This window comes from Gemella parahaemolysans (assembly GCF_053758945.1).
The window spans coordinates 153199-165872 of sequence record NZ_JBSMTP010000002.1; the positions used below are offsets into that span (position 1 = coordinate 153199).

9 protein-coding genes are annotated in these 12674 nt (G+C 29.8%); 7 read left to right on the forward strand and 2 right to left on the reverse strand.

The window, feature by feature from the left end; genetic code table 11:
- Window positions 1-37: 37 nt before the first annotated feature.
- Both polA and ACWOBP_RS02430 read left to right on the forward strand, forming a co-directional pair.
- Window positions 38-2677 (forward strand): DNA polymerase I, encoded by a 2640-nt coding sequence (gene polA / locus ACWOBP_RS02425; protein ID WP_455337315.1) that lies wholly within the window; start codon window positions 38-40, stop codon window positions 2675-2677.
- A 231-nt stretch (window positions 2678-2908) separates the two neighbouring features.
- Entirely contained in the window at window positions 2909-4168 is a 1260-nt protein-coding gene (locus ACWOBP_RS02430; protein WP_455337316.1) for a Glu/Leu/Phe/Val family dehydrogenase, read from the forward strand.
- A gap of 55 nt (window positions 4169-4223) precedes the next feature.
- On the opposite strand, the gene ACWOBP_RS02435 is transcribed toward ACWOBP_RS02430, so the two are convergent.
- Both ACWOBP_RS02435 and ACWOBP_RS02440 read right to left on the reverse strand, forming a co-directional pair.
- Window positions 4224-5051: an acetylxylan esterase gene (locus ACWOBP_RS02435; RefSeq protein WP_455337317.1), complete on the reverse strand. Its 828-nt coding sequence runs from the start codon at window positions 5049-5051 to the stop codon at window positions 4224-4226.
- A 9-nt stretch (window positions 5052-5060) separates the two neighbouring features.
- Complete coding sequence (locus ACWOBP_RS02440; RefSeq protein WP_455337318.1) at window positions 5061-5987, reverse strand: alpha/beta fold hydrolase; 927 nt, start codon at window positions 5985-5987, stop codon at window positions 5061-5063.
- Window positions 5988-6208: 221 nt separating this feature from the next.
- Between ACWOBP_RS02440 and ACWOBP_RS02445 the strand changes: the two genes are divergently transcribed.
- The 5 genes from ACWOBP_RS02445 to ACWOBP_RS02465 all read left to right on the forward strand — a co-directional run bounded on the left by ACWOBP_RS02445 (window position 6209) and on the right by ACWOBP_RS02465 (window position 12542).
- The gene (locus ACWOBP_RS02445) at window positions 6209-7510 is read left to right on the forward strand and encodes a hemolysin family protein (protein ID WP_455337319.1); all 1302 of its coding nucleotides are present in this window, start codon (window positions 6209-6211) and stop codon (window positions 7508-7510) included.
- Between the two features lie 217 nt (window positions 7511-7727).
- On the forward strand, window positions 7728-8582 hold the full coding sequence (gene purR, locus ACWOBP_RS02450; RefSeq protein ID WP_455337320.1) for a pur operon repressor: 855 nt from the start codon (window positions 7728-7730) through the stop codon (window positions 8580-8582).
- The gene (gene glmU / locus ACWOBP_RS02455) at window positions 8575-9957 is read left to right on the forward strand and encodes a bifunctional UDP-N-acetylglucosamine diphosphorylase/glucosamine-1-phosphate N-acetyltransferase GlmU (RefSeq protein WP_455337321.1); all 1383 of its coding nucleotides are present in this window, start codon (window positions 8575-8577) and stop codon (window positions 9955-9957) included. The genes purR and glmU overlap by 8 nt, the downstream gene beginning before the upstream one ends.
- 271 nt (window positions 9958-10228) lie before the next feature.
- Window positions 10229-11536 carry a DRTGG domain-containing protein gene (locus tag ACWOBP_RS02460; RefSeq protein ID WP_455337322.1) on the forward strand — a complete coding sequence of 436 codons (1308 nt, stop codon included), beginning with the start codon at window positions 10229-10231 and terminating at the stop codon, window positions 11534-11536.
- Between the two features lie 16 nt (window positions 11537-11552).
- Window positions 11553-12542, forward strand: a complete 990-nt coding sequence (locus ACWOBP_RS02465) for a DHH family phosphoesterase (protein ID WP_455337323.1) — start codon at window positions 11553-11555, stop codon at window positions 12540-12542.
- Window positions 12543-12674: the final 132 nt, after the last annotated feature.

Here is a 12674-nt window from a genome sequence, read left to right on the forward strand (position 1 = left end):
CATTTACACTTTTTTTAAGAATTATTAGGAGAAGAAAATGGATAAAATAATATTAATAGATGGTAATAGTTTGAGTTATCGTGCTTTTTACGCTATGCCAGCTTTAAAAAATAAAAAAGGGCTTTATACAAATAGTGTATATGGTTTTACATTGATGTTAGAAAAAATCTTGGCAGATACTAATCCAAAGTATGCGTTAGTTGCCTTTGATAAAGGAAAACAAACGTTTAGACACCAAAGTTATGAAGCATACAAAGGGACTAGGGATAAAACTCCTAGCGAGTTAGTAGAGCAATTCGGATATGTTAGAGAGCTTCTTGATTCATATGGAATAAAGTATGAAGAGCATTTTGATTATGAAGCGGATGATATTATTGGAAGTTATGCTAAAATCGCTGAAAAAGAAGGATTAGAAGTAATAATAGTAACTGGAGATAAAGACTTAACTCAACTAGCTAGTAAAAATATAACGATTTATTACACTAAACGTGGAGTTACAGACATAGATTATTATACGCCTGAGTTTATTGCTGAAAAATATGGTTTAACTCCAGAACAAATCGTTGATATGAAAGGTCTTATGGGAGACAAGAGTGATAATATCCCAGGTATTGCTGGAGTTGGTGAAAAAACTGCGATAAAATTACTAACTGAATATAAAACTGTAGAAAATGTACTAGAAAATATTGATAATATTAGTGGTAAAAAACTAAAAGAGCGTCTAACAGAAGGACGAGAAGATGCTCTGTTAAGTAAGAAATTAGCTACTATTTATACTGAAGTTTCAGTTGATAATAAGTTAGAAGATTTAACTTATAGTGAGAATATAGAACTTAAAAGAGAGTTATTTGAAAAACTTGAGTTTGTTTCATTCTTAAGAAAATTATCTCAAGAAACTCCTAGTGAAGAGGCAGAAGAAGTAGTTGAAGAGAACACTACTCCTAAAAAAGAAATTAATATTATTTTAGCAGGTAAAAATACGAAAATAGACTTTACCGATAGTACTTTACATGTTGAGTGTTACACAGAAGATTACCATAACTCTGATGTAGTTGGAATAGTAGTCTATAAAGAAGGAACTGCTTATATTTTTAGTGAAGAACAATTTTTCACTAATGAGTTTGTAGTTGATTACCTTCAAAGTGAAATTGCTAAAACTGTTTATGATTTTAAAAAGATTTTATTTATAGCGAAGAGAAATAGCGTAGATATTAATGGAGAAGTTTTCGATGTGAAAATTGTATCTTATCTTCTTGACGTTAATGCAAAAACTGAAATTGATAAAATCGTCTTTAACTATCTTGGAAAAATAATAAGCAGTGATGAAGAAATATATGGTAAGGGAGCGAAACGAATTTTACCAGTTCAAGAGGTTATTAATTCGTATATAGCTGAAATTGCAGAGAGTATTTTGCTTATGAAACCATTGATGGAAGAAAAACTTTCAGAAGAAAATATGAAGGACTTGTATAAAGATATAGAGATTAAAGTGGCTAAAGTTCTAGCTAGTATGGAATTTGAAGGAATACATGTTAGTAAGAAAGCCCTTGAGGAAATGAGTGCAGAGTTTGATGAAAGAATTAAAACTTTAGAAGCTAGTATTTACACTTTAGCTGGTTCAGAATTCAATATAGCTTCACCTAAGCAGTTAGGGGTAGTCTTATTTGAGGATCTAGGACTACCACCAATTAAGAAAACGAAGACAGGATATTCTACAGCTGTAGAGGTACTAGAACAACTACAACATAGTCATGAAATTATTCCATTGATTATGGAATATAGAACAATTACAAAATTAAACTCGACTTATGCAAAAGGCTTAGTAAAAGATATTACTCGTGAAGGGAAAATCCATACGCGTTATGAGCAAACATTAGCTCAAACTGGACGTTTATCTTCAGTAAATCCAAATCTTCAAAATATACCGACGAGAATTGAAGAAGGGAAAAAAATCAGAAAAGCATTCGTACCAGCTTCTGATGATAGAGTAATCTTATCGATTGACTATTCTCAAATAGAGCTTCGAGTTCTAGCCCATATCGCACAAGATGCAGGAATGATAGATGCGTTTAAACATGATGTAGATATTCATACTAAAACAGCTAGTGATGTTAATGGAGTGAGTCTTGATGAGGTAACTTCTTCAATGCGTAGAGAAGCTAAAGCCGTTAACTTTGGTATTGTTTATGGAATTTCTGATTTTGGTTTATCTAACAACCTTGGGATTACTAGAAAACGTGCGAAAGAGTTCATCGATAAATATTTAGAAACTTTTAAAGGTGTTGATAAATATATGACCGATATTGTAGATTTTGCAAAAGAACATGGTTATGTAGAAACTTTATTCAACAGAAGAAGAACATTACCAGATATTAATGCGAAGAATAAAATTGTAGCTAATCTGAATGCACGTATTGCGATGAATTCACCAATTCAAGGAACTGCTGCGGACATTATAAAAATAGCTATGGTTAATGTATTTGAGTACTTAGAAAAAACAAATGTAGATGCAAAATTATTATTACAAGTGCATGATGAATTGATCTTTGATGTAAATAAAGATATCGAAGAAGAGTTTACAAAAGAAATGATTAAAATCATGGAAGAAGCGGCTAATCTGGATGTTCAACTAAAAGCTGAAGCAAGTAGTGGAGCGTCATGGTATGATGCGAAATAAAGAGAGCATATAGAATTATAAATGTATTTTATAGTTTTCAGGAAAGCTAGTATATTAACAGATAAAACTGTTAATATGCTAGCTTTTTATAATTTTATTATTGAGTATAGAAATAAATAATTATAAAAATCAAGTATAAACGCTTACAATTCCATCTGATATTTGATATAATTGAAAAAGGATATTACGTTTAAAATGTAATAAAAAATAACATTCTAAGGAGATGTGATTATGAATAACAATCCATTGGTTAACGCAAGAGAGCAAATTAAAGGTGCTTGTGAAGTTTTAGGTTATAAAGAAGAAGTGTATGAATCTTTAAAAGATCCACAAAGATTTATTGAGATTTCTATACCTGTTAGAATGGATAATGGTGAAGTGAAGTACTTTAAAGGATTCCGTTCTCAGCACAATGATGCAATTGGTCCTACAAAAGGTGGATTAAGATTCCATCCACTTGTAACAGCAGATGAAGTTAAAGCATTATCAATTTGGATGACATTTAAATGTGCTGTTGCTAATCTACCATATGGTGGAGGAAAAGGTGGTATTATTGTAGATCCAAAAGATTTATCAAAAGGTGAATTAGAAAGATTATCACGTGGATATATTCGAGGATTATATAAATATTTAGGTGAAAAACAAGATGTTCCTGCACCAGACGTTAATACTAATGGACAAATCATGTCTTGGATGATTGACGAATATAATGTTCTTACAGGAGAACAAGGTATTGGAACGTTGACTGGTAAGCCATTGGAATTAGGTGGTTCTCTTGGTAGAACGCAAGCAACTGGATATGGAGTTGCACTCGCTGCAAAATTAGCATTAGAGAAATTAGGGAAATCTACAGAAGGTGCGAAGTTTGCTGTTCAAGGTTTTGGTAACGTAGGTAGTTATACAGTAGATACAGCTGTGAAGTTTGGAGCTACTGTAGTTGCTGTAACTGAGCGTGATGATGATGGTATTCAATATGCTGTTTATCGTGAAGAGGGATTATCATATGCAGAACTTCAAGAATGTAAAGATAAGAGAATTAGATTCCATACATTACCAAACACAAAACGTTTAACATTAGATGAATTCTGGGCTTTAGACGTAGATGTGGTATGTCCTTGTGCATTAGAGAATGCTATTGATGAAAAAGAAGCAAGTTTAATAAAAGCTACTGTTGTTTCTGAAGGGGCTAATGGGCCAGCAACTTTAGCTGGTGATAAAGCTCTACAAGAAAGAGGAATTGTAGTAATCCCTGATATTCTTGCGAACAGCGGTGGTGTTACTGTATCATATTTTGAATGGGTGCAAAATTTACAAGGTTACTACTGGACTGAAGAGGAAGTTGTAGAAAAACAAGCGAGAGTTATGACAAAAGCATTTAATGATATTTGGGAAGTGAAAGAAAGATTTGATATTCCTATGAGAAAAGCTGCTTATGTAAATTCTATTGAAAAAATTGTTAAAAACATGAAACTAAAAGGTAAATTAAGCTAATTATAATTTAAAAGGTGAATCGCTAGGAGGTATGATTTCTGGCGATTCACCTTTACTATTTATTTGAAAGAACTTCAAGTATATAGTCATCAAATTGATGTTGGAATATTTTTTTATAATCTAAGAATAAATAATGTTGAATTTCTACATTTTCTAGAGTGTTTAATAGTTTTAATTGTGCATCGATAGGCGTTCTAGGGTCTAGGTATGATAATCCATAATGTACTTTTTGTGTTATTGAATTACTGAAATTTAGCATATCTATTGAATTTAGTGTGGAATATAGACAATCTAACTTGTCAGGAAAATCAATTTCAAATTTATAAATATTTTTGAAGAAAGGATCTTTTTTATTATTTTTATAGGTATTTTTAATATCACAAAGTGAACAATCTAAGATGAATAGTTCTTTAATAGAATCGTAATAGCTAGAACAAACTATACTAATAGCAGCACCTTGACCTAGTCCAGTTACTAGAATTTTTTTATTAGGAAATAGTTTTTCAATGATGCTTATAGTATCTAGCGCATCCTGAAATACTAGTTTAAAATATGGTGTTGATGAGTTGTTATCAAAAAATGGGAAATGAGAACAAGGTGTTTTATTCTCGCTATTACCAGCTTGTCCTCTAATATGTAACGATGCTAAAGCATAGTTCAACATACTATATTTTGTTAAATTTAAGTAGTCTTTGTTTTTTACTTTGAATTCAGGGAAGTCAACTATAATACCTTTAATTTTTGACTTAGGAATAGCCAAATCTAGTTCTATTTGTGAATTATCTTTTCCCTTAAAAATTATTTTTTTATACTTAACAAATGGATGGGGTATATCTATTATTTTTTCTTTATATTCTAGTTCTCTATTTTTTTCTAATTTCATGGTGGACTCCTATTCAACATCTAATAAAAAGTTAACTATTTCATCGTTAAAGTTTGGGATGTTTTCGTGGTAGTACTTTTTATAGATGCAAGCTTTTTTTCTACTAGTAATCTCATTGTATATTTTTTCCTGAGTTTCTTTTGGACAATCTTCATCAAGGTTAGTGATACCAAACAAAACAGAACAGTTTAAATTTTTTGTGAAATTTAGGATGTCAAGATAGTAAAGGTTATTCAAGAATTTTTTAGTATTATCTCCGTTTGTATTAAACCAACGTGCGTGGTGAGTTAATTCACCATAAGCGTTTTTTCTATTGTCTTTTTCATAGATATTTTTGAAATTTGCGAGGAAGGGATAGAGGCTAATACATTTAGTTACATTTTTGTTTAATGCTGAAAATATTATAGAAAATGCTCCTCCTTGAGATGCTCCAAAACTAACAATTTCTTTCTCGTTAATGTCTTTGAAGGTTGATACGATTTTAGACAAAATAAGAGTATCTAAAATATTTTTATAAAAAATCATATCTTCTATATTTTCATCAAGACCCACTGTTAAATGACCAAAAACTGAAGGTGCAGAGTTTCCTAAGTCTTTACTTTTACCACCTTGGTTTCTAAAATCTATGGCAACTATATCATATCCAAGGGAAGAGAATGTGGATTTTTCTAACCAATTTCTACTTGATGCGGGATAGCCGTGAAAATAAAATAATACAGGAATATTTTTCTGTGGATAGAGTGTTCTATATTTTATATTTTTTATGTATTTTGCATATAGTATAGAATTATCATAACTATTGAAGGTTAAATCATAGAATTCTATATTTTCAAATTTTGAAAATGAAGTTTTTTTAAAATCGTAGTTGTGTTGCATATTTTTGATAAGTTTTATTTTTTTATTCCAAAAAATATTAAATTCTATAAATTCATTCATTTTACACCTCTGTTTAACGTTTTCATATATTTTATATACTAACACTCTGTAAAAGAAAATTCCAATATAATGAACTTAAAAATTATGAAGTATGTACTTCATTCTCGAAACCAATCGATATTCTAAGATGATACTATAATAATTGAAAAAAAAGTTTATATGTAGTAAAATTATTTATTAATGACTAAAAATTATAAGGAAAGAGGTTGAATTAAAACCATATGGATCTCAGTATCTTAATTAAAATATTGATAATTGTATTATTACTTATTGCCTCGGCAATATTTGTAATGTTTGAATTTGCGCTTGTTAAACTTAGACCAACAAGGGTAAATGAATTAGTAGAATCAGGAAATAAAACAGCAAAAATCTTAGCTACAATGGTAGAACAATTAGATCACTATTTGTCTGCAACACAGCTAGGTATTACAATTGTTTCTCTTGGATTAGGTTGGATAGGGGAATCAACATTCCATTCATTATTTAATCCTATTTTCGAATTGTTAAATTTAAACGAAACTGTTACTCATACTATTTCATTGGTAGTTTCATTTGGATTTATGACTCTTTTACATGTCGTTTTAGGAGAATTAGTTCCTAAAACTATAGCGATTCAATCAGCAGAAAAAACATGTTTGCGAGTGGCTTGGCCAATGTATATGTTCGATAAAGTTATGAGACCACTAGTGTGGTTGCTAAATTCATTAGCTAATCTTATAGCGAAAATGTTAGGGTTCGAGCCTGCTTCTGAACATGATGATATTCATAGCGAACAAGAGTTGAGAACTATAATGAAATCTTCAAGATTACATGGACAAATTAACGATGTAGAGTATCGTTATGTAGAGAGAGTGTTTGAGTTCGATAATAAAATTGCTAAAGAGATTATGACACCCAGAACAGAGGTTGAAGCAATAGATATGAGTGATTCTCTTGGAATTATTATGAGACAATTAAAACAAGAAGAATACACTAGATACCCGGTAATTGAAGACGGAGATAAAGATAAAATCTTAGGAATTTTGAATGTTAAGAAATTATTATTCACAGATAAACCAATAGAAACGACTAAAGATTTAGAAGAATATATTACACCAGCTATAAAAATTTTTGAGCATACACCAATTTCACAAGTTTTAGCTACTATTAAACAAAATAGAGAACATATGATTGTTATTACAGATGAATATGGAGGGACTAGTGGGGTGGTTACTCTTGAGGATATTGTCGAAGAAATTACTGGAGAAATTCGAGATGAATTTGATGAAGATGAACAAAGTTTAATTAAAAAATTAAAAAATGGCCATTATCTAATTGACGGATGGGTACCAATTCAAGATGTAAATGCATTATTCCAAGTTCATCTACCTCACGAGGAAGTGGATACTATTGGTGCATATGTATATTTAGAAAAATATGAAGCTAAGGTTGGAGCAGTTTATTCTATAGACAAACTAACGTTTGTTGTAAGAAAAGTAGAAGAAAATCAAATACGAACTTTAGAAGTATGGAAAGAAAAATAAATGAAATTTTAAGAGATAGCAAGAAAATGCTATCTCTTCTTTTTGTAGTATGATGTAATAAAATATTTAATTAGTTTAAATGAAGTTAAAAATTTTTGCTTTATCTTTACTATTCCGAACAATAGTGGTATTATATACATATAATATACGAATAAAATATATTGAATGTATTATATAGTTTAGAAAAATCATTATATGTACATGTAAGGAGTATAAGATGAAGTTAAAGAGAAGTGAAAGAATAGTAGTTATGACGGAATATTTATTAAACAATCCTAATAGATTAATTCCGTTGACATATTTCGTTTCAAAATTTAATCAAGCAAAATCTTCGATAAGTGAAGATATTCATATAATAAAAAATGGATTTAAAGAAGAAAATATTGGAGAAGTTAAAACACTAGCAGGTGTAAGTGGTGGTGTTATTTTTACTCCAACACTTGTTGAAGAAGATGCTAAAGCTATTTTAAATAATTTTATTGCGAAAATAAATGATGGGAATCGTCTGTTGGCGGGTGGTTATATCTTTATGTCAGATATAATTGGAAATCCTAGCTTAATGAACAAATTAGGTAGAGTAGTTGCTACAGTATATAAAAATAAAGAAGTAGATGCTGTTGTTACAGTTGCTACAAAAGGTATTCCTGTTGCTTATGCAATAGCTTCAATATTAAATAAACCAGTAATAATAATTAGAAGAGACAACAAAGTAACTGAAGGAACTACTGTTGCGATAAATTATGTTTCTGGTTCAACTAAGAAAATAGAAACAATGATTTTATCTAAACGAAGTTTAAATACAGGATCAAAAGTACTATTAGTGGATGATTTCATGCGTGGAGGAGGAGTTCTAACAGGTATGGAAAGCCTAATGAGTGAATTCGATGTTGATGTTGTTGGGAAAGTTATAATTACACAATGTTTTGATTCGCCAAGAGAACATGAAGATGATTATTTATACTTATCAAAAATCGAAAACATCGATGAATTTAATGGAACATTTGATGTTAAACTAGGGAATGTTATAGAAAAATTACGTCAAGTAGAAAAAGAGGATATTGAAAATGAGTAATAATAGATATGCAGTTATATTAGCGGCTGGAAAAGGAACTAGAATGCAGTCGAAGTTATATAAGGTGTTACATAAAGTTTGTGACAGAACAATGGTTGAATTAGTTTTAGACAGTCTTAGTGATTTAGAAATGCAAGAAGTAATCACCGTAGTTGGTCATGGAGCAGAAAGAGTTAAAGAAGTCTTAGGAGATAGAACTAAGTTTGTTCTACAAGCAGAACAATTAGGGACAGCTCATGCTGTTAAAGTTGCTAAAGATGAACTTAAAGATAAAGAAGGTACGACTATAGTGATGTATGGAGATACTCCATTGATTCGTCCTGAAACTATCAACAGTATGTTAGATCATCATGAGAATACAAATGCTAAAGCAACTGTATTAACAGCAATAGCTGATAATCCATTTGCATATGGACGTATAATTCGTGATGTTAATGGGAAATTAGTGAAGATTGTTGAAGAGAAAGATGCAACAGAACAAGAGAAAAAAATTAAAGAAATTAACTCTGGAATCTATTGTTTCGATAATAAATTGTTATTTGAAATGTTAGAGAAAGTTAAAAACGATAACAATCAAGGTGAATATTATTTACCAGATGTACTTGCTTTAATTCGTGAACAAAAAGAAATAATTGAGACATATTTATGTGACGATTTCGATGAGACTTTTGGAGTGAACGATAGAGTAGCTTTAGCTTATGCAGAAAATGTTATGAGAAATAGAATTAATACTAAACATATGCTTGCAGGAGTTACACTAGTAGATCCTACTAATACGTACATTGCACCAAATGCAATTATTGGTCGTGACACAACAATTTATCCAAATGTTACTATTAAATCTAATACGGTAATTGGAGAAGATTGTCAAATTAAACCAAACTCATATTTAGAAAATGCAAAAATAGGAAATGGAGTAAAAGTATTATCTTCAACTATTAGTGATTCGAAAATCGGCGATTTTACTAGTGTAGGCCCATATGCTCATATAAGAAATAATTGTGATTTAGGTGAACATGTGAGGGTTGGAAACTTTGTAGAATTAAAAAATACTACATATGGAGATGGATCTAAGACTGCACATCTAAGTTATCTTGGAGATGCAGAAGTAGGCAAAAATACAAATATTGGATGTGGGACAATCACAGTTAACTATGATGGTAAAAATAAATATAAAACAAAAATTGGAAGTGATGCATTTATAGGATGTAATTCTAATTTAATAGCACCATTAGAAATTGGAGATGGTGCAGTAGTTGCAGCTGGAACAACAGTTACAGAAAATGCTCCAGATGATACATTAGTAATAGCTCGAGTAAAACAAGAGAATAAGATGGGGTATGCTAAAAAAATGCCAGCAGGTAGAAAATCGTAAAATATTATAGTTGAATAATTATTAGGTTGTTATAGTAAAAAAAAATAAAATAAACTGTATTAGTTAAATAACATAGAAAACTTTAATATGTTTTAACAATAAGAGTATGAATAAATATTTTTAATAAAATTGATGAAAGATAAGTGAAATAACTTATCTTTCATATTTTTTTATCTTGAAATAGTTCTATAAAAAGTATATAATTACATATGAATGTAATGTGTTATAAATGCATATTTGTATTATAATAAAAACATAAGGAGGAAAAATCATGAAATCAAAACACCAAAAAATATTAGAATATATTAAGAGTCTTCCTATTGGAAGCAAAATATCAGTTCGCCAAGTAGCTAAAGAATTAAAAGTTAGTGAAGGGACAGCTTATCGAGCGATAAAAGAATCGGAAAATCGTGGTTTTGTTTCTTCTATTGAACGTGTGGGTACGGTAAGAATTCAGAAGAAAGAACGAGATAATGTAGAAAAATTATCATATTCTGAGATTGTAAACATTGTAAGCGGACAATTAATTGCAGGTCGCGGAGGAGTCCATGAAATTGTTCAAGATTTTGCAATTGGGGCTATGGATTCTGAACAAGTAGGACAACATATTAGAAAAGGTACATTATTAATAATTGGGAATAGACCGAAAATTATAGAAATGTCGTTAGAAAAAGGGTGTGCTATTTTAGTAACTGGTGGTTACGTTCCAAATGATGCTATTAAAGCTTTAGCAGATGAGAAAAATTTACCATTAATTATCACGCCACATGATACTTTTTCTGTAACACATTTAATAAATAGAGTTACAAATGACCAGATAATTAAGAGAGATATAATTACTGTAGAGAGTATTTATATAAAAGTTGATAAGCTATATACTATTAATTTAAATAATACGGTTAAAGATTGGTATGAACTTCAATTAGAGGTAGGGCATACAAGATATCCAGTTATTAATGAATATGGAAAGTTAGTTGGTATAATTACGGCACGTGATGTATTTTTACAAGATAAAGATGCTTTAATAAAAGATATTATGGAAAGAAAAGTTGAAACTACAACTTTAGAAACTCCAATTTCTTCTGTAGCTAATACAATGTTGTCAGAAGGATATGAACTTATGCCTGTAATTGATTCTAAAAATACATTATTAGGAGTTGTAACCAGAAAGATTGTTATAAATTCGCTACTAACTAATAATAGATTCCAAGATGGTCATAATAATGATACTTTTGATGAAATTATGAGGAAGGGAATAGTTCCTAGAGCAGACGGATTACAGGTTAAAGTTATTCCTCAAATGTTAGATCAATTCGGTACTTTTTCTAGTTCTGCGTTATTAAGTATTATTGATGAATCAATCCATATTACAAGTTATAATTACAATAGAAGTGAAGTTCTTATGCAAAATACAACCCTGTACTTCTTAAAATCAGTACCATTAGATAGAACGATAACAACAAAAGTAAATATTTTAGATATTGGTCGAAAAACTGCGAAATTCGATGTTGAAGTATACGATAAAACAGAGTTAGTAGCTAAAGCTATGGTTACTTGTCAAGTATTCCAAAGAAACTAGAGAAAGAAGAAGATAAATGGATATATACGAAAATTTATATGAGGAAATTTTCCAAAAAATAAAAGAAAATAATAAAATAATAATTCATAGACATGAACGTCCAGATCCAGATGCCTACGGATCTCAAGGTGCAATGTATCAACTTATAACAGAAAATTTCCCTGAAAAAACAGTTATAACAGTCGGTAAAGATTCACCATCATTGGATTTTTTATTTAAAAATTCTGAAGTTACTGAAGAAGATTATAAGGATGCTCTTGTTATAGTAACTGATACGGCGAATTTTCCAAGAATTGATGGAAAATTATTTACTAAAAATAATTTTCTTATAAAAATTGACCATCATCCACCTTTAGATAATTATGGAGGAATAAATTTAGTAAATACTGAAGTTTCATCTTGTAGTGAGTTAATATATAATTTTTATGAGTATTTAAATGAAAAATATGATATTAAATTAACCGATGAAGCAGCTAAATTGTTATATCTTGGTATTGTAGGGGATACTGGAAGATTCTTATTCCCAAATACTTCTAATGATACTTTAAGAGTTGCATCAGAACTAATTAAATATGATTTTAATATGAGTAAACTGTTAGACAAGATGGAAATAATAAGTGATAATATTATGCGTTTTAGAGCATTTATATTTGAAAATTATGATGTCTATCAAGATGGTGTTGCATTTGTAAAAGTTACTAAAGAAGATATGGACAAATACGGGGTAGATCCTGGTGAAGTTTCAACAGGAGTAAACTTGCTTAGAAGTCTTAAAGATTTATATGCATGGTGTTTTGCTATCGATGAGGGTAATAAAGTTCGCGTGCGCATTCGATCTAAAGGACCAGTTATTAATACTCTTGCAGAAAAATATGCAGGAGGTGGGCACCCATTAGCAAGTGGAGCAACCGTAAAAAATTGGGAAGAATTAGATGATTTATTAGATGATATGGCTAGAGTAGTAGCCGAATATCTTAGAGAAAATGATATAAAAATAGAAAATTAATGAATTATTTTCAGATATTTTTGTAAAACATTACAAAAATATTTCTTGACAGTATAAAAGGATAATGTTATACTAATTAGAAATTAATAGAAACCAATACTCGTATAAGTAATAGGTGAAATATTTAAAGAG